Consider the following 17,552-nt stretch of genomic DNA (forward strand, 5'->3'; position numbering starts at 1 on the left):
GTCACGGGGACGCGGGTGGGGGCGCGCGGGCCGGGGCGCGCCGTGAGGGTGGGGTGGCCTGCGCGGGTGCAGGTCGGGGCGGAAGTGTGGTGCCGCCCAGCATGCGCGCGCAGGGGGACGCCTGTCCCCGGCGGGGCAGGGCGGTCGCCGGGGCGGGCGGGGCTGCGCGCCGTCCCAGTGAGCGCGGGGAGGGCACCGGGGCGGGCGGGGGATTCGTACACGCGGTGAACACAAGGGCCGGGGGGGCGTGGGGCGGGCCTACACTGGGGGCCCTACACTGGGGGCACCGTGGCGCTGCGTCTGCCCCTTCCGTCCCGCGTGCCGTCCCTGGCGCGCGAGGTGGCGCTGCCGCACACGCCTCGGCTGCTGCGGGTGGGACCGAGGCTGTTCCTGACGACGCTGGGGGCGTTTCTGGTGCTGGGCCTGCCGGTGGCGGGGCTGGTCAGTCAGGGCGTGTACGACGGAATTCACCGCTCGTTCGCGGAGCGGTCGCTGCGCGAGTCGCGGCTGGTGGCGGCCCTCCCGCCGGTCGTGGCAGCCCTGTCGGGGAACGCGGCCGAGCGGGCGAACCTGAACGCCCTGATGAACCGCTACCGGGATCAGCTGGGCGCGGATTACGTGGTGGTCACCGACCGGGACGCGCGGCGCCTGACGCACCCGAACCCGGCGCAGGTGGGGCAGCGCATGCAGGGCGGGGACTTCACGGCGTTCCTGCGGGGCCGGAGCGTCACGGAGACGGTGCAGGGCACGCTGGGCCGCTCGGTGCGGTCGAAGGTGCCCATCGTGGACGGCGCGGGGCGGGTGCTGGGACTGGCGAGCGTGGGCTTCCTGCTGCCCCGGTTGCGGGACGTGTTCCTGGACGTGCTGCGCGCGGGCCTGCCCTGGTACCTGCTGGCGCTGGGGCTGGCCCTGGCTCTGGCGCTGGGTGTGGCGCGGCGCGTGAAGACCGAGATGCTGGGCCTGGAACCCGAGCAGATCGCCGGTGGCCTGCGGCAGTACCGGGCGGTGCTGAACACCCTGGAGGAAGGCGTGCTGGTGGCCCGCGCGGGGCAGGTGTTCGTGATGAACCCCCAGGCCCGCGCGCTGCTTGGAACACCAGACGCCGCATTACCCCTCCCGTGGCCGCCGGGCCTCCCGCTGCCCGTGCCGGAGGCCGGGCCGGTCACGGCGGAAGTGGCGGGCCGCCCGGTGCTGCTGGCCGCGCAGGAGGCCGGCGAGGGCGCCGTGGTGGTCACGCTGCGGGACCTGGCGCGGGTGCGGGCCCTGGCGGACGAGCTGACCCAGTCGCAGCGCTACGCGGAACTGCTGCGGGCGCAGACGCACGAGTTCACGAACCGCCTGCACACCCTGGCGGGCCTGCTGCACCTGGGCGAGACGCGCGAGGCCCTGGCGCTCATCCACGCGCAGTCGGCCCGGCACGAGGCGCACCTGCAGGCGGTGGGGGCGCTGCGGCACGTGCGGCTCTCCGCGCTGCTGCTGGGCAAGTTCGACCGCGCGGCGGAACGGGGCGTGACCCTCACCCTCGATCCGCTGTCGGCGCTGCCGGCCACGCTGCCGCCCGGCGTGCTGGACGGGCTGGAACTCGCGGCGGGGAATCTCATCGAGAACGCCCTGGACGCCACGCAGGGCCAGCCGGACGCCGAGGTGCGCGTGTTGATCGCTGCCGACCCGGAAGGTCTGATCCTGGAGGTGCGCGACACGGGCCCTGGCGTGCCCCCGGCGCTGGCGGGAACCCTGACCGTGCGGGGCGTGAGCAGCAAGGGCACGGGGCGGGGCGTGGGGCTGGCCCTGGTGTCAGACCGCGCGCAGGCGCTCGGCGCGACCCTCACCCATGACCGCGTGAATGCGGACGGGCGGGACTGGACGCGCTTCACACTGGACGTGCCCCTCCCCGAGGCCGAACAATGATGGGCGTGACCTCTCCCCCACCGCTGCGCGTGCTGATCGTCGAGGACGACCCGCAGATCGCGGCGCTGCACTGGCGGCTGCTGGAGCGCGCCGGGGGCTTCACGGTGCTGGGGCAGGCGGAGTCGCTGCGGGTGGCGCGGGCCATGCTGCGCACCCTGCACCCGGACCTGCTGCTGCTGGACGTGCACCTGCCCGACGGGCGCGGCCTGGACCTGCTGCGCGAGGCGCGCATGAGTGGCGTGCGGGTGGACGCGATCCTGGTCACGGCGGCCAGTGACGCGCCCAGCGTGCAGGACGCGCTGCTGCACGGCGCGGCAGATTACCTCGTGAAGCCCGTGACGCCCGAGCGCTTCACGCTGGCGCTGGAGCGCGCCCGGGAGCGCGCGGCGCTGTGGGCGCAGGGGGACGTGCGCCAGGGCCACCTGGACGCCCTGTTCGCCCCGCCCGCCGCCCCGGACGCCGCGGGGCTGGACGGGGACACGCTGCGCCGCGTGCGGGCCGCCCTGCGCGACCTGGGCGAGGCGAGTGCCGCCGAGCTGGGTACCCGCGTGGGCCTCAGCCGCGTGACCGCGTGGCGGTACCTGGAGCACCTCGTCGAGACCGGCGAGGCCAGCGTGGGCACCGACGCCCGCACCGGGGGCCGCCCCGCCAAACGCTACCGCCGGGTGTAGCGGGGACTTGCGTGCATTGCGTGCCCGGCGCGGCTGTCCCTGACCGGGGAACGTGTCACGCTGGGCGTTTCGGGGCGGTGGTACGCTCAGAGACGCTATGGATTCTTACGACGTTCTGGTGATTGGTGGCGGCCCCGCGGGGTACGTGGCAGCGATTCGCGCGGCGCAGCTGGGCTTCAAGACCGCCTGCGTGGACGCCTTCGAGCGGGGCGGCAAGGCGTCCCTGGGGGGCACGTGCCTGAACGTGGGCTGCATTCCCAGCAAGGCGATGCTGGACAGCAGCGAGAAGTTCGAGATGCTCCAGCATGACTTCGCCGAGCACGGCATCAACGTGCAGGGCGCGTCGGTGGACGTGGCGCAGATGCTCAAGCGTCAGAGCGGCGTGGTGGACAAGCTGACGGGCGGCGTGGCGTTCCTGTTCCGCAAGAACAAGATCACCAGCATTCACGGTCTGGGCCGCCTCGTGCGCCAGGACGGCGACGCCTGGATCGTGGACGCGGCGGGTACGGAAGTGAAGGCCAAGCACGTGATCGTCGCGACGGGCAGCAGCCCCCGCGCGCTGCCCCTGGCGCCCTTCGGCGGGCACGTCGTGGAAAACAGCGGCGCGCTGAGCTTCACGGAAGTGCCCGGCAAGCTCGGCGTGATCGGCGCGGGCGTGATCGGCCTGGAACTGGGCAGCGTGTGGCGCCGCCTGGGCGCGCAGGTCACCGTTCTGGAGGCCCTGCCAGGCTTCCTGATGGCCGCCGACGACGCGATTGCCAAGGAAGGCCTGAAGCTGTTCCAGAAGCAGGGCCTGGACTTCCACTTCGGCGTGAACATCACCTCCGTCGAGCAGGACGAGACCGGCGTGAGCGTGACCTACACCGAGAAGGAGCAGGAGGTCACGGCGCGCTTCGACAAGCTGATCGTCTCCATCGGCCGCGTGCCCCACACCCAGGGCCTGGGTGCCGACGCGGTGGGTCTGGCGCTGGATGAGCGCGGCTTCGTGAAGGTGGACCACCACTACCGCACGAACCTCCCCGGCGTGTACGCCATCGGCGACGTGATCGGCGGCGCCATGCTGGCCCACAAGGCCGAGGAGGAGGGCGTGGCCCTCGCCGAGATGCTCGCCGGGCAGGCCGGGCACGTGAACTACGACGTGATTCCCTGGGTGATCTACACCAGCCCCGAGATCGCCTGGGCCGGCCTGACCGAGAAGCAGGCAAAAGAGAAGGGCCTGAGCATCAAGACCGGGCAGTTCCCGTTCAGCGCGAACGGCCGCGCCCTGGGCCACGGCGACACGCGCGGCTTCGTGAAGATCATCGCCGACGCGCAGACCGACAAGCTGCTGGGCGTGCACATGATCGGCGGCGGCGTCAGCGAGCTGATCGGCGAGGTCGTGGCGATCATGGAGTTCGGCGGCAGCAGTGAGGACCTGGCCCGCACCGTCCACGCCCACCCCACCCTGTCCGAGGTCGTCAAGGAGGCCGCCCTGGCCACCGACAAACGCGCGCTGCACATGTAAAAACCGCACTTCAGACGGGGCGTGACCGCGGCGGTCCGCCCCGCCTCTCTCTGGCCCCGCAGGGCACCCGTCCACACCGCTTGACGAAACTGGGGAAACCCTGTATCTTTCTGTGCGTGCCGGAAACGGCGCCCCTTGAAAGGCAGGAAGCGAAGGCGCAAGCCGACGACAACTGAAGTGGTGTGGCCCCATCGTCTAACGGTTAGGACACTACCCTTTCAAGGTAGCGATACGGGTTCGAATCCCGTTGGGGTCACCACGAACGCTCGCCTCTGCTCACGCGGAGGCGAGCGCTTTTTGATCCCCCGCAGGCCCGGCGCATGAGCCAGCACTGGGAGGGGACAGCCCATGCCCCCTCCCAGTGCTGGCCGCCAGGATCAGTGCGCGCCGGGGTCAAGTGCCAGGACGCGCCGGGTGGCCTCCGCCAGAATGGTCTGGACGGCCTCCTCGCTCTGGGCCTCCACGTACACCCGCACCACCGGCTCCGTCCCGGACGCGCGGAACATGGCCGACGCCCCTCCGTCCAGCAGCAGCTTCACGCCGTCGCGGGTATTCACGCCCTGCACGGCGTGCCCGGCCACCTCGGCGTACGCCGGTGCGGCACTCAGCAGCGCGGCCTTATCGAACGCGGCGCTCAGGTGCAGATCGTTGCGGTCGTAGAAGTGCCGGAATCCCACCTCCTGCTCGATCTGGGCGAACAGGTCGTCCAGGCTCAGGCCACTGGCGGCCACGGCCTCGATCATCAGCAGACTGTTCAGCAGCCCGTCACGCTCGGGAATGTGCCCACGGGAGGACAGGCCGCCGGACTCCTCGCCTCCCATCAGCACGGCCAGCCGCTCGTCCGCCTGACCTTCCAGGAAGGCGTCCGTGATGTACTTGAAGCCCACCGGCGTCTCCAGCACGTCCAGACCCAGCCGCCCGGCCAGCAGCTCAATCACGCGGCTGCCCGACACGGTCTTTACCACGCGGCCCCTCAGGCCACGCCCGTACAGGTGCCACAGCAGCACGGCGAAGATCTGATGGCTGTTGAAGAAACGGCCACCTGCCGTGACGGCCCCCACCCGGTCGGCGTCCCCGTCCGTGATGACGCCCAGGGCCGTCCCGGTCTCCCCGGCCAGTCGCGTGATCAGGTCACCCAGGTTCTGCGGAATCGGCTCGGGGTTCACGCCATAGAACATCGGGTCCGGCCGGCCGTGCAGTTCCTCGAAGTGCAGCGGCAGCGCCCGGCTGCTCACGTAGTCGGCCAGCCACCCGCAGGCAGCGCCACCCATGGCGTCGTGCACCACCAGGCCCCGGTAGGACCGCAGCGTCTCCAGGTTCAGCTGCCGGTCCAGCTGTGCGTAGTAGGCCTCGCGGATGTCCAGCGGCTGGACTGTCCCCCGCGCGCCCTCGTACTGGCTGGGGTGACTGAGCGCCTGCTCAATCTGCGCGACGGTCGAGGGCGTGGCGCTGCCACCGTAGGCCCCCTTGATCTTGTAGCCGTTATAGGGCGGCGGGTTGTGCGAGGCCGTGATCATGACGCCGCCCGCCGCCCCGTGATGCACGACCGCGAACGACAGCGCAGGCGTGGGGAGAAACTCCGGCGCCAGCAGGACGTCCAGGCCCTGCTCGGCCATGACGTCCGCCACGACCCGCGCGAACCCGCTCCCCTGGAAGCGCGTATCAAACCCCACCACGACCAGCCGGCCACCCCCCTCCCGCACCACCTGCGCGTGGGCCCGCGCCACGATCCGCACGTTGTCGTAGGTGAAATCCTCAGCGATGATGTCCCGCCAGCCATCCGTCCCGAACTTGATCGGCATATGGCCCACAGTGTACCGGGCCGCCACCCACACGGCACTTATACTGCGCAGCATGACGGTTCACCAGCCCGAGGCGCCGGTCAGCCCCCCGCCCCGCTGGGTGAGCTGGCTGATCGCGCTGACCCCCATCTTCCCGCCACTGTACCTGGCGGCCTTCGCCACCCTGGGCCACCTGCGCCGGCTGCCCCTCACCGCGCGGCGCGTGCTGTTCTTCTTCGCCGCCACCCAGCTCATCGCGGCGCTGTTCACGCCTGCCCCGCTGACGTCAGTGGGCCTGGCGGCTCTACGTACCGCCGAGGCGCTGGCGATGGTCGCGGCCGGGGCGTACCTCAAGGACAGCCGCCTCCTGCGCCCGCTGCTGTGGGGCCAGCTGGCCATCTTCGCGAGCGCCTGGGCCTACACCCTGGGCACGCAGGGCTGGGAGGGCGTGCAGGCGCGCCTGGGCCACCCGTACTACTACGTCGTCACGCTGGGTCTGGTCGCGGTGATCGCCCTGTGGCTGATCGTGTTCTGGCGTGGCGGAGGCTGGTGGCGCTGGCCCGCCGGTCTGTTCGCGCTGGCCACCCTGCTGGCCTCCGGCAGCCGCGGCCCACTCCTGGCCCTGTTCACGGGCTCTGTCGCCGCCCTGGCCTTCCAGAAGGGCAAGCAGCGCCGCCCATGGCTGCTGCTCCCGGCGGTCGGGCTCGTGGTTCTCGCCATGGTGAGTTTCAAGGCCCAGATTCCCTTTAAACCTGTCGAGCGGCTGCTAAACGATCAGACCAGCGGCCGGGAACTCGTCTGGAAGGACGCCGTCCAGGGCTGGCAGACTTCACCCATCGGCGGAGTCGGTCCCTACCAGGGAGGCCCCTATCTGACCTACCTGTTCAAGGACGGCTGTCAACTGACCCCCACGCTGGAACGTAATGAGATTCGCTGCCCCGAGAGCCTCACTCGCTGGGCCAGCGTGCTGTTGATTGCCCACAACGTCTGGCTCCACTGGTTGTTGGAAACAGGAGTAGTTGGGACGCTGGGCCTGCTTGCCGTGACCATATATGGCACTTGGCTGGGCATGCGCCAAGGCGATCCATTCGTCATGGCAATCACCTTCGGCTTCGCGGCCATAAATATGGTCGACGTCGTCCTGACTTTACCAAGCGTTCACTTTGCCGAGTTATGGTGGGCTCTCATAGGCGTTACCGTAAGACGATCCACGAAAGAATAGAAATTTCCATAAAGTAAATAAAATAACGCCGACTAACAATATTATAGTTGACAATTCAGGCTTTGAAATAGGGTCTACCTTCCTGAAAATTACATACGGAGAGTATATGTATGCGCAGCCCCCTATATTTGATTTGCCAAGGCAATCAATTTCTATATCTAACGTTCGCACTTGTGGGTACTGAGCAAGGGAGATCGCTATCAGAGCGCCCTCGGATTTGCTATTTTTTTGAATATCAACCACTTTATTCTTCAATCGAGCAGTTACCTTAAATACCTGCGGAGAATATACGTACAATACAGCATTGATAGCACCTTCATCAGACCAAGAGAGCTGCATATTTTTACTTGTAATACGTCTTAAAAAGTTAATGCCATCGAATTCCAATGCACCCGCTCCAGATACTTTTAATGATGTCTGAGGATCGTCTAGGATTTCTTTAAAGACATGCACTCCCACTTCCTCACTTTTCTCTTGTCCATTTCGCTTAATAAGCTTAACTTGAGTCAAATATTGTTTTAGAGGATCATCACAAGGCTCTTCGGAACATTTGAAGTCCCATGAAATTGTGTGAGTTCCTGATTTAACAAAAACTCCCGCGCGCTCTTTTTCCTCCAGCTTATTTTTGGCGAAGCGCCGCTGCTGCAGCAGTGCTCCATCCATAAAAAGCCGAGAGGTTACACCCTGCGATCTTGAATATAACTGATATTCAACTTGAACAAATTGCGGGGTATTCAATTTAAATTCAAGGAACGCATGCGTTCCTTGAATTTCACGGTAATAGTTAATGCCGTCAAACTTTGGATCAGACAAGCCAACCAAGTTCCACCCAGTCGGCACGTCTGTTCTCAAATCAACGGTGGTGACATCATGCTCAGACGCGGACATCACTCCAAGATGCCACAAGTGACAGCCAGCGGTCGGTGTTGAGGCTGACATCGCCAGGCAGGGTCACGCCGGCCTGTGCGCGGGTGCCTTCCTGCACGTCTGCCTTGCGACGACGGGCGAGTTCGAAGACACTTTTGCGTTCAGTGACGATATGGAGCAGGTCGTGCGGGATCTCGCGGGCATACGTGATGGCCTGCGCAATCTGCGGGGCAAGCACGTCCACGTAATCCTGGCCGGTGAAGACGTCACTGAAGGCAACGGGGTACGCGAACTCCCGTGGGCGGAAACTGGTACGGATGATCAGGTGATCATGCGCCGCTCGGGCCGCTTCCTCGGCAATCAGTTTGGTCAATGCGTAGTAGTTGACGACTGGGCCAGGTGTGTCGTCCTCACGGTAACCGCCCGTATCGCCGCTGAACACGTAGTCAGTGCTGATGTGCACCAGTTTGGCATTCACGGCGTTGGCGGCGGCTGCCATATTCCGGGTGCCGATGACGTTGGCGTTCCAGCAAGCTTCACGGTCACGCTCGGCGCCGCCCACGTTGGTGTAGGCCGCGGCATGCACGATCAGGTCAGGCTGTTCACGCTGCGCAGTGGTCAGCACCTGCCCGGCGTCGGTGATGTTCATCTCCCCGGAGGTAGGGGCCACGATACCGGGCAGCAGGGCCCGGAGTTCCGTGCCCAGGCGGCCGCCGCCGCCCGTCAGGAGGATCTTCATCCCATGTCCTCGGCCCACAGGTCATCACCGAAGAAGTTCCAGGGCAGGCGGCCCTCATTGGGGTCCGTGATGTCGAACTGTGCGTCCATGGTGTACAGCAGCGTCGCACCCTGCTCACCGGCCTGGTAGCCGTGGGCGACACCACTGGGGATGTGCACCATCATGGGCTGCTCGCCACTGAAGACCAGTTTGCGTTTGACGCCCAGGGTGGGGCTGCCCTCGCGGCAGTCGACGAGCCAGATCATCAGCTGGCCCTGCAGCACGCACCAGATCTCGTTCTGCTCCTGCTTGACGTGGATGTGGAAGGCGTTGATGCGTTTCGGGGCTGCCCACGACACGCTGATCTGGCGGGGGGTCAGCTGGCCGGGCAAGCCCTGCACGCCCTGTTCGTCCAGGCGGACATACTCCATGAACGCGCCGTTCTCACTGCGGTTCTTCTTCAGGGCGTGAAACCACACCCCGTCAATCTGTGGGGCCGCCGGATACGTCTCGAAGTTCAGGGCCTGCGCGTACTCGTGGGCAAGACGGACGGTGTGTTCAGCCATGGCGTTTCTCCTTGCTCAGTTTCAGCAGGTACTTCCCGTACCCGTTCTTGGCGAGTTTCTGCGCCTGCTCCAGCAGCATCTCGGTGCTGATCCAGCCGTTGCGCCACGCGATCTCCTCGGGCGAGGCGATCTTCAGTCCCTGTCGGTGCTCGATGGCCTGCACGAACAGACTGGCCTCCAGCATGCTCTCGTGGGTGCCAGTATCCAGCCAGGCGAAGCCCCGCCGCATGAGCTGCACGTCCAGCAACCCGTCGTGCAGGTAGGTGCTGTTCACGTCCGTAATTTCCAGCTCACCGCGCGGCGACGGCTTGATGCTGCGGGCAATATCGACCACGCGCTCGTCGTAGAAGTACAGACCCGTGACCGCGTAATCCGACTTGGGCTCGGCTGGCTTCTCCTCAATGGATAGCGCCTTCCCAGTGTCATCGAAGTCCACCACGCCGTAGCGTTCCGGATCGCTCACCTGGTACGCGAAGACGGTGGCGCCCTCGGGGCGGCTGTTGGCGTCCTGCATCAGGTCCGACAGGTCATTGCCGTAGAAGATGTTGTCACCCAGCACCAGCGCACTGGGATGCCCCGCAATGAACTCCTCGCCGATCAGGAAGGCCTGCGCGAGGCCATCAGGCCTGGGCTGCACCTCGTACTGTAAGCGGATGCCCCATTGCGATCCGTCACCCAGCAGCTGCTTAAAGCGCGGGGTGTCCTCCGGCGTGCTGATGATCAGGATGTCCTGCATGCCACCCAGCATCAGGGTGGTCAGCGGGTAGTAGATCATCGGCTTGTCGTAGATGGGCAGCAGCTGCTTGCTGACTGCGATGGTCGCCGGGTACAGGCGGGTGCCTGACCCGCCCGCCAGGATGATGCCCCGGCGGGAGGTAGTGAAGGCGGTCACTTGACCTCGGGGCCCGCGAGTCGTTCGGCGTACTGGCGGTCATAGTACTCGCGGAACTCACCGCTGCGGATCGGTTCCCACCACCAGCGGTTGTCCACGTACCAGCGCGCAGCCTCAGCAACCGCCTGCCGGGGGTCATACTTCGGTTCCCAGCCCAGCGTGCGCAGCTTATCCACGTTCATGGAGTACCGGCGGTCATGGCCGGGGCGGTCCGTGACGTGCCTGACCAGGCTGTGGTCCTTGCCCAGTGTGTCCAGAACAATGTCTACCATCTCCAGGTTGGTCATCTCACGGCCCGTGCCGACGTTGTAGACCTCACCGATCTCGCCTTTCAGGAGCACGGTCTCGATGCCGGTGCAGTGGTCATACACGTGCGCGTAGTCACGCATCTGCAGGCCGTCCCCATAGACCGGGATGGGCTCACCCAGAATGGCGTTCGTGCTGAAGAGCGGTACGGCCTTCTCCGGGTACTGGTACGGCCCGACGTTGTTCGCGCCGCGCGTGATCGTCACGGGAATGCCGTACGTGATCGCGTACGCCTGCACCAGCTGATCCGCCGCTGCCTTGCTCGCCGCGTACGGGCTGCGCGGGGCCAGTTCATCAGTCTCCACGCTCTGGTGGTTGTCCTTAATGTGGCCGTACACCTCATCGGTGCTGATGTGGTGCAGACGGATGCCCAGCTCCCGTGCCACCTCCAGCAGGACGTGCGTGCCACGCACGTTCGTGTCCGTGAACACCAGCGGCCCCAGAATGCTCTGATCCACGTGCGTCTCCGCCGCAAAGTTCACGATCAGATCAATGGACTCGTCCTGGCAAGTCCGGCGCACCAGATCCTGATCCCCGATATCCCCACGACCAGCGACACGTTCGCCGTGTCCCACAGGTCATGCAGGTTCTCCTTCCGGCCCGCGTAGGTCAACTTGTCGTACACCACCACCCGGCTGTCCGGGTGCTGCGCCAGCCAGTAGCGCACAAAGTTACTGCCGATAAAACCACAGCCGCCTGTTACTAAAAGATTTCCGATTCTTTGCATACTTACTCCTTTGACTTGTTCCAGTGATAGCTATGCATGCTTGCGTACACCTTAAAGCTCTTTGGAAGGATTCTATGACGCTTTCCAAGCTGATATCCAGAAAGTTTTGCAAACGCTTCCAGAAATACTAATGGAATTAAGCTTGTCTTGCCATGGCTGATGACATATCGCATCTGACGTTTTAAGAATTTTACACCTTCGCCTTCCACGGAAACAGCAGGCAGTCTGGCCGTATTATCCGCAAAAAATGTACCAACATCGAAATTTCTCTTAAACTGCTGCAAGAGAGAGTATTCGTGAGAATGAATAACTTCAGCCAAGTGAACATACTTGATGTTGTATCCAGCAGATATTACCTTGACTGCCAGTACCATATCTTCATTCATTATAACGTCTTCGGGGAATCCGCCTAAATCTTTAAAAATCTCAGTGTCAATCGCAGAACATACATTAGAATAGAAAAATGCTTTCACTCCTAAATCTTCTATGCTTGATGCATTCTTTATAATATCATGATCAGGATAATTAAAATATCTAGAAAAAGTCTCCAGCAAAGAAGCGTCTTCTCTTGGAAGTTGGCGCCCATAAGTTGCCGCAGCATCATTTAAAATAATTGGCTTAATAAGATTCTCTAAAAAACTTTTACTCAATACGAGTGCATCCTGAGTAAGAAAAACCAGTATTTTAGATGGAGCCCTAAGAGCAATCAAGTTTCTAGTCGCACCGTGGTTAAAGCTTGATTTATCTATTTGTATTACGTCTTCAAAAATGTTTCTAATTTCATCTATATTCCTACTACCAGAATCAACTATAGATATTTCAGTTTTATAGCCAAGAACCTCTGTTGGAATTTGCATTTTGGTCTTAATAAGATCATCTATATGAGGGTTTAGTGTCGGAATACAGATTCTAATTACCGGATAATTCATTGGGAATACCTTATCGCATTAAACGACTTTTCGTATGCATGCTCACTATAGTTTTCAAGACAATATTTTTTAAGATATTCTGTATATGTGTGGGTATTTTCAATATTTTCAACTGCTTGGCAGCACGCAATAAATGCACTTGAAAAATTTCCATGGGTATAATTATAGCAATTTGCCATAACATCTTCTTTATGCATGAGTCCCTCAAGAGACTTTATGCTATATATAGCAGGAATTCCAGATACCATTGTATCTATTGTCTTGATCTTGACACCTCCGCCTTTAGCAACAGCTATAATGCTAACAGTTTTGTTATTTTCTATAAACTCTTTCAAGTTTTCAACATAGCCGTGAGATATTATACCGCTACCTCTTATCTTTTCTGAGTTTATGCCAACTATATGCAATTTTCTATCGGGCCACTTCTCAAGAAGTGCAGGCCATACATTTTTAGCAAACCATTCCGCACCTACATAATTCCCAGAAATTGACATATCTCCCATTATTAAGAAATCAACTATTTCCCTCTTTTCATTATTTATGTCAATTATACTTTTTGCAATTGGTGGCATTAAATAATGCTTGCTGGCGTTAAATTTAACTTCCATTAGCTTTTTTTCATCTTCAGATATATGTGCAATCTTTATTTGATATGAAAAAAGAATTTTTTCATATACTTTATATTGCAGAGCTACCAAGTTGTGTAATATTTTACGAAACCCTACGCTGCTTATCGCCATTTCTCTATGATAATTAGATTCCCAATTATGTATTCGCAATATAACTCTATTGCGCAATTCTTTTTTTATCATAAAAAAGGATAGTGAAGATTGTATTCCTTCAATTAGGATAATTTTATCCCCCAAAGAGTTCATCTCATTTATTAGATCCTGGCTAGGTAATCTAATTGATACGGGATATGGCAGAAAAAGGCTAAATTTATTAAATAACTTTTTAATGTATTTTTCTTCAGAAATCTTTTCGAGATTAGAAGTAAAACTATAAGCAATACTTTCAGCTATTAAGGAAGTTGTGTATCTATATCTTCGCTTCATTTCTTCACTTCCACCTTTTTTAACGCGCCAGAACATTGGCTCAAAACATATCTGTATATATTTCACTTTATACCACCCTCTTTGTCTTGATTTTTATGACTGTAACCATGTGAAGCAGGAAAGCTATAATTAAACCAATCAAAATTGTTCTCTGGGAAAAAGAAATTATACTGCCCCACTTAGCTATAGTTATAACAGAGAAAGTATACATTATAATTCCAAAAACCGACCCCGATTTATACAGTCTATAGAATAAACCACATAAAATACCGTAGATCAGAAAGTATATCACACCAAGATTACCAAAATCCGCATACACAAATCCAAAAATTGTCGCCCAGATATACTTCTGATTTAAACCGTAACTGCGCACTGCTTTAAATTGGTTCGTCCAGTTATCTTCAGGACGCAGTGGTATGTTCAAGCCATAACTTCGGGCAATTTGAGGTAACTTCAATGCAGAGGAAAGGATGGGAAAATCCCAAATAAACTGAGTGGAGTAGTAACCACTATTATGATTTGGATATACCAGCTCGCCATCGTATATGGCCGCCCCTCTATTGACAGAAGCCGGGAAGTATCCGTAGATTTGGGTAATAGTTTCGTTCGTTCTATCCAGGCCGTTCCTGGCAGAATCGACAATCACGAAAAAGGCAGCAAATAGTGTAGCAGCAGCTAAAATAGATATAATGTATTTTTTTAACACTCTAAAAACGCCACCACTAATACTTGAAAGATATATAAATATATACGAAATTATAACACTTATAATTGCATCTCTTGAAAGAGAAATGAGAGAGATTAAAATGAAAAGCAGCAAATTTGCTAAAAGCAGCAGTTTCGCATATTTATCTTTTTTATTCACACTGAGCCATATCAGAACAATCAAAACAATAATACTAGCATCCGTAATCCAACCTATCTTGCCGCCAGCAATGACTTCATTCAAATCATCTTTAACTAAATATCCGGCCTCCGTTCCACCGTAAGAAGCAAAAATTTTTGAAAATCCAAAATTCAGATATAGGAATAACATCTTCACTAAAGATATTGTAATTCCAATAGATCCTATAGATAAAATAACCATCTTGTTAGGATTAAAATATTCATATTTATATCTTTTAAAAATAATCGCTGAGAAAACGCTGCCGAGACAAAAGACTAATGTGCATAATATCATGTATGAGTAATAGTTTAAATTTTTGTACATATAGTTTATTTCGCCAATTTTAATCGAATAATCATTGGGATTTATCAATGAAAATCCAATTAAAATTAAGCATAGAGCTATCGCAATTGTGTGTGGTCTTATTACTCTCATTTAGACGAACCGTTCTCAACTATTCTAGCATAATTACTTCTATTTGTAATTAAATGAACTCTATCTATAAAGCTGGTAAATCTTGAGTCGACCAACTTATTAATTGCAAATTTAAAGAACATTTTTAAAACGGGATTTTTAGTATTTAGCAGCTTCTTCTCTTTATCATTAATATGGAACATAATAGGTGCCCGCCTTGAAAATCTATTTCTAAGTTCTAAAATTTGACTCCAGGTGAAATCAAAAGGGTTAATATCCAGTTTATATAAATGAGATACATATATATAGAAATAGAAATTTCTTTGAAGGCCAGATATATTATTTTTATTTTTAAATTTCCCATACGAGTATGGGACACTACTCTTATTAATAAATGAATCTAGAGATTTTTTATAGCTTGAAAATAACTCTCGTAATTCCTGCCTAGAGTCGAAACTCGCCCTAGTTTGATTTTTAGATATAGAGTCAATCGTAGACTTAAATCCACTAAAGTGAAAGAATACTAATGGTCTGCCATTTACTTTCCAGGAATTATTTTCATTATCGTACCTCAAAAATCTATTCTCTATATTCCAGTAAGCGACATTATAACCTTCATGCTTAAGAATAAATACACCGCTAAAAATTTCAGTTGCCAAGTTGATCCACTTCTGGTCAGTATACTGACCATTAAGATAATCCTCAAACGAAAGATATTTCAATCTACTTGACCACCATTCAGCAAATTTACGGCCTTCAACACTATTTCTAACACCAATAAAACCCAAATTATAAGTCCCTGTTCTTAAAAGATCTAATTCATTTGGGCGTTTACCATCTAAAGTAGACATAATCTGGTTTGTATGTGGAGTCAAAACAATATTATTTTCCTGCAGAGAATCGCATATATCATGAGGATAACTATAAAATACTATATCTGGATCCAGATATAGAATTTGATCGTATCCTTCGTTCATAAAATATATTATCGCATCGGGTTTTATACTAGTAGCAAGCTCCGTAATATTATAATAAAATGCTCTATGGTAGAAATCATCAATAAAAAGGTTTTTTGCAAGTATAATTTGTTTAAAATCAAAACTGTTCTCCTCTTCAAGTAATATAATTCTGAAGTCAAAATCATGCAGATGATGAGCAACGGACTGACGCAATGCATTTGCATACGCCATATAGTCTCCATTGACAATTGTAAATACTATCTTCTTCATCTAGCAGACTCCCATTGTGCGATTTGTGCGTTGTACACTTTTACTACCTTGGCGGGGACACCCGCTGCAATGCAATATGAAGGGACGGATTTCGTCACCACACTATTAGCTCCAATAATACTCCCTCTCCCAACAGTAACCCCGGGCAGTATCACTACACCTTCTCCAATCCAAACATTATCCTCAATACAGACGCTCTTTGCTACTAATTGTCTATTATTTGGCGCCAACTCCGGACTATCATTTACTGGATATCCGTAGGATCCATGATTATGATCACTTATATAAATCCTGCTTGCCATAAGAACATTGTTACCTATAGTCACTGATTCAATACACCCAATGTGAACATCATCATTCATTGTAGTATTGTTACCAATTTTAATTTTCGGGCTAAATCTATCTTTGCCATGGCTGTATACTGCTTCAATTTTACATCTCTCGCCAATTATCACGCCATCTCCGAAATCAATATATGATCTCCCAAATACACTTGATGAACTTGGAATTGATATTTTGCAATTATATCTTGTGTTATATAACCGAGAATTAAATTTTTTGGATATTCTTCTGACAAAGAAACGAACTCCATTATCATGCAACTTAGCTATTAAAAAGCTTATTCTCATAATTGAACCTCTCAATCATGGATTTTACTCCACCGCAGGCTGCTATCAGACCGACAAAACTTATTGAAACTGCAACTTCGGTGATGATAGTAATGTATGCTAAACCCAGTGCTCCATATTTCGGAACAACGACCATCATTGCAATTAGACTGCATAGGCTTGAAACCATAAATATAATATTAAATTGCTTGTCGAGACCCAATGGTAATACAATATGTAATCCCAGTATGTTATTTAATATTAAAAATGGTATATAAAATGATAAAATACTAATATATTCCACGGAAGACCCATATTTGGGCGCCAGAATACTTATTAAAAAGGATCCCAGAATCTGCAAAGCTAAAAATATAAGTATTCCGGCCATTGACAGCACTAAAGAGACTTTTTTTAGCGAGGATCGCGAGATTTCTAAACCTGCAACATAATCTCTAGACATTTTCGCATAAAATATTCGATTTAGAGGCTCCAATAGACTACCACTCGTTCTGACAATCCTGTCAGCAACACTATAAACCGCCACGACAGAAAGAGCTGCATAATTGCTAAGAATTAAAATATTTAAACTGGTATAAACGCTTGTTACTATTGCAAAAAGAAAAATAGGAAAGCTGTCTCTCATCACAAGTATAATTTTTGTTTCATCGTACTCAGTATTGGCCTTAAACTTCTTGAAATTTATTAGACTCATAACTATAGGTACCATACCAGTTACGACACCAAAAGCAAAAACCATAAATGCATCACTGTTAGATTTAATAAAGACTATACATAAGATTAGATATGATATACGAGAAACTAAATCGTATGCTGAATATAGGTGCAACTTATTCAAAGATAAATAATACCACACAGGAGCAAACCCTTGCACTATTGCAAAAAGAACCACCCAGACAATGAGGCTACCAAATCTACTAACCGAATCGAAAAATATAAAAGCTATACCGGATATTATTACTGCAGATACTGCAAGAATAGCTTTTGATTTGAAGACAGAAATAATATACCCAATAATCTTTTGTTTATCTTCTCCCATCTGAGAAATTGATCTGGTTGCAGATAGATTATAACCATATTCTACAATTATCTGAAGCCAGAAAGAAAATGCCTGAGCGGCAACAACAAGACCCCAAATATCCTTATCAAATGTTCTCGTAAACAGAGGAAGAAGTAAGACAAAGGAGAATACTTTAAAGAAATGAGATAGGTATATAATAACGTAGTTCCCAACCTTGGATAAATTCACTG

Annotated in this window: 17 protein-coding genes and 1 tRNA gene; 5 read left to right on the plus strand and 13 right to left on the minus strand. The window is 54.4% G+C overall.

The window, feature by feature from the left end; translation table 11 throughout:
• Window positions 1–288: 288 nt before the first annotated feature.
• The 4 genes from AUC44_RS14970 to AUC44_RS14985 all read left to right on the plus strand — a co-directional run bounded on the left by AUC44_RS14970 (window position 289) and on the right by AUC44_RS14985 (window position 4,342).
• The gene (locus tag AUC44_RS14970) at window positions 289–1,908 is read left to right on the plus strand and encodes an ATP-binding protein (protein ID WP_231724470.1); all 1,620 of its coding nucleotides are present in this window, start codon (window positions 289–291) and stop codon (window positions 1,906–1,908) included.
• Between the two features lie 5 nt (window positions 1,909–1,913).
• Window positions 1,914–2,579, plus strand: a complete 666-nt coding sequence (locus AUC44_RS14975) for a response regulator (RefSeq protein WP_231724471.1) — start codon at window positions 1,914–1,916, stop codon at window positions 2,577–2,579.
• Window positions 2,580–2,676: 97 nt separating this feature from the next.
• Window positions 2,677–4,083 (plus strand): dihydrolipoyl dehydrogenase, encoded by a 1,407-nt coding sequence (lpdA, locus tag AUC44_RS14980; RefSeq protein WP_062159437.1) that lies wholly within the window; start codon window positions 2,677–2,679, stop codon window positions 4,081–4,083.
• Window positions 4,084–4,267: 184 nt separating this feature from the next.
• A tRNA-Glu gene (locus tag AUC44_RS14985) sits at window positions 4,268–4,342 on the plus strand.
• 118 nt (window positions 4,343–4,460) lie between these two features.
• On the opposite strand, the gene AUC44_RS14990 is transcribed toward AUC44_RS14985, so the two are convergent.
• Window positions 4,461–5,885, minus strand: a complete 1,425-nt coding sequence (locus AUC44_RS14990; protein ID WP_082689088.1) for a phosphoglucomutase/phosphomannomutase family protein — start codon at window positions 5,883–5,885, stop codon at window positions 4,461–4,463.
• A gap of 52 nt (window positions 5,886–5,937) precedes the next feature.
• On the opposite strand from AUC44_RS14990, the gene AUC44_RS14995 reads away from it, so the two are divergent.
• The gene (locus AUC44_RS14995) at window positions 5,938–7,086 is read left to right on the plus strand and encodes an O-antigen ligase family protein (RefSeq protein ID WP_082689089.1); all 1,149 of its coding nucleotides are present in this window, start codon (window positions 5,938–5,940) and stop codon (window positions 7,084–7,086) included.
• Here AUC44_RS14995 and AUC44_RS16690 read toward each other — a convergent pair.
• The 12 genes from AUC44_RS16690 to AUC44_RS16315 all read right to left on the minus strand — a co-directional run bounded on the left by AUC44_RS16690 (window position 7,036) and on the right by AUC44_RS16315 (window position 17,550).
• Window positions 7,036–7,974 carry a hypothetical protein gene (locus AUC44_RS16690; protein ID WP_157445399.1) on the minus strand — a complete coding sequence of 313 codons (939 nt, stop codon included), beginning with the start codon at window positions 7,972–7,974 and terminating at the stop codon, window positions 7,036–7,038. The two genes, AUC44_RS14995 and AUC44_RS16690, sit on opposite strands and share 51 nt — an antisense overlap.
• Window positions 7,961–8,692 (minus strand): SDR family oxidoreductase, encoded by a 732-nt coding sequence (locus tag AUC44_RS15000; RefSeq protein ID WP_062159439.1) that lies wholly within the window; start codon window positions 8,690–8,692, stop codon window positions 7,961–7,963. The genes AUC44_RS16690 and AUC44_RS15000 overlap by 14 nt, the downstream gene beginning before the upstream one ends.
• Complete coding sequence (locus AUC44_RS15005) at window positions 8,689–9,237, minus strand: dTDP-4-dehydrorhamnose 3,5-epimerase family protein (protein WP_062159440.1); 549 nt, start codon at window positions 9,235–9,237, stop codon at window positions 8,689–8,691. Before AUC44_RS15005 ends, AUC44_RS15000 begins: the two co-directional genes overlap by 4 nt.
• Entirely contained in the window at window positions 9,230–10,129 is a 900-nt protein-coding gene (gene rfbA, locus AUC44_RS15010; protein WP_062159441.1) for a glucose-1-phosphate thymidylyltransferase RfbA, read from the minus strand. Before rfbA ends, AUC44_RS15005 begins: the two co-directional genes overlap by 8 nt.
• Window positions 10,126–10,956, minus strand: coding sequence for a dTDP-glucose 4,6-dehydratase (gene rfbB, locus AUC44_RS15015; RefSeq protein ID WP_250636658.1), 831 nt, complete (start codon window positions 10,954–10,956; stop codon window positions 10,126–10,128). Before rfbB ends, rfbA begins: the two co-directional genes overlap by 4 nt.
• Window positions 10,920–11,102 carry a hypothetical protein gene (locus tag AUC44_RS17155; protein ID WP_250636659.1) on the minus strand — a complete coding sequence of 61 codons (183 nt, stop codon included), beginning with the start codon at window positions 11,100–11,102 and terminating at the stop codon, window positions 10,920–10,922. Before AUC44_RS17155 ends, rfbB begins: the two co-directional genes overlap by 37 nt.
• Window positions 11,103–11,164: 62 nt before the next feature.
• Entirely contained in the window at window positions 11,165–12,091 is a 927-nt protein-coding gene (locus AUC44_RS16695) for a glycosyltransferase family 2 protein (protein WP_157445400.1), read from the minus strand.
• The gene (locus AUC44_RS16300) at window positions 12,088–13,182 is read right to left on the minus strand and encodes a glycosyltransferase (RefSeq protein WP_082689211.1); all 1,095 of its coding nucleotides are present in this window, start codon (window positions 13,180–13,182) and stop codon (window positions 12,088–12,090) included. The genes AUC44_RS16695 and AUC44_RS16300 overlap by 4 nt, the downstream gene beginning before the upstream one ends.
• 31 nt (window positions 13,183–13,213) lie before the next feature.
• Window positions 13,214–14,467, minus strand: coding sequence for an oligosaccharide repeat unit polymerase (locus AUC44_RS16305; protein WP_082689212.1), 1,254 nt, complete (start codon window positions 14,465–14,467; stop codon window positions 13,214–13,216).
• Window positions 14,464–15,675 (minus strand): hypothetical protein, encoded by a 1,212-nt coding sequence (locus AUC44_RS16700; protein WP_157445401.1) that lies wholly within the window; start codon window positions 15,673–15,675, stop codon window positions 14,464–14,466. Before AUC44_RS16700 ends, AUC44_RS16305 begins: the two co-directional genes overlap by 4 nt.
• A complete protein-coding gene (locus tag AUC44_RS16310; protein ID WP_082689090.1) occupies window positions 15,672–16,304 on the minus strand; it encodes a DapH/DapD/GlmU-related protein in 633 nt (210 codons plus the stop codon). The genes AUC44_RS16700 and AUC44_RS16310 overlap by 4 nt, the downstream gene beginning before the upstream one ends.
• A complete protein-coding gene (locus AUC44_RS16315; RefSeq protein WP_082689213.1) occupies window positions 16,279–17,550 on the minus strand; it encodes an oligosaccharide flippase family protein in 1,272 nt (423 codons plus the stop codon). The genes AUC44_RS16310 and AUC44_RS16315 overlap by 26 nt, the downstream gene beginning before the upstream one ends.
• Window positions 17,551–17,552 lie beyond the last annotated feature (2 nt).

It is taken from the genome of Deinococcus actinosclerus (assembly GCF_001507665.1).
Lineage (GTDB): Bacteria > Deinococcota > Deinococci > Deinococcales > Deinococcaceae > Deinococcus > Deinococcus actinosclerus.

Excerpts from the sequence above, each read along its gene's own strand:
- lpdA (WP_062159437.1), top strand. The coding sequence starts at position 2,677 with ATGGATTCTTACGACGTTCTGGTGATTGGTGGCGGCCCCGCGGGGTAC.
- AUC44_RS16695 (WP_157445400.1), bottom strand. The coding sequence starts at position 12,091 with ATGAATTATCCGGTAATTAGAATCTGTATTCCGACACTAAACCCTCAT.
- AUC44_RS14990 (WP_082689088.1), bottom strand. The coding sequence starts at position 5,885 with ATGCCGATCAAGTTCGGGACGGATGGCTGGCGGGACATCATCGCTGAG.
- AUC44_RS16305 (WP_082689212.1), bottom strand. The coding sequence starts at position 14,467 with ATGAGAGTAATAAGACCACACACAATTGCGATAGCTCTATGCTTAATT.
- AUC44_RS16300 (WP_082689211.1), bottom strand. The coding sequence starts at position 13,182 with ATGTTCTGGCGCGTTAAAAAAGGTGGAAGTGAAGAAATGAAGCGAAGA.
- AUC44_RS14995 (WP_082689089.1), top strand. The coding sequence starts at position 5,938 with ATGACGGTTCACCAGCCCGAGGCGCCGGTCAGCCCCCCGCCCCGCTGG.
- AUC44_RS16310 (WP_082689090.1), bottom strand. The coding sequence starts at position 16,304 with ATGAGAATAAGCTTTTTAATAGCTAAGTTGCATGATAATGGAGTTCGT.
- AUC44_RS15000 (WP_062159439.1), bottom strand. The coding sequence starts at position 8,692 with ATGAAGATCCTCCTGACGGGCGGCGGCGGCCGCCTGGGCACGGAACTC.
- AUC44_RS15005 (WP_062159440.1), bottom strand. The coding sequence starts at position 9,237 with ATGGCTGAACACACCGTCCGTCTTGCCCACGAGTACGCGCAGGCCCTG.
- AUC44_RS16690 (WP_157445399.1), bottom strand. The coding sequence starts at position 7,974 with ATGTCCGCGTCTGAGCATGATGTCACCACCGTTGATTTGAGAACAGAC.
- AUC44_RS16700 (WP_157445401.1), bottom strand. The coding sequence starts at position 15,675 with ATGAAGAAGATAGTATTTACAATTGTCAATGGAGACTATATGGCGTAT.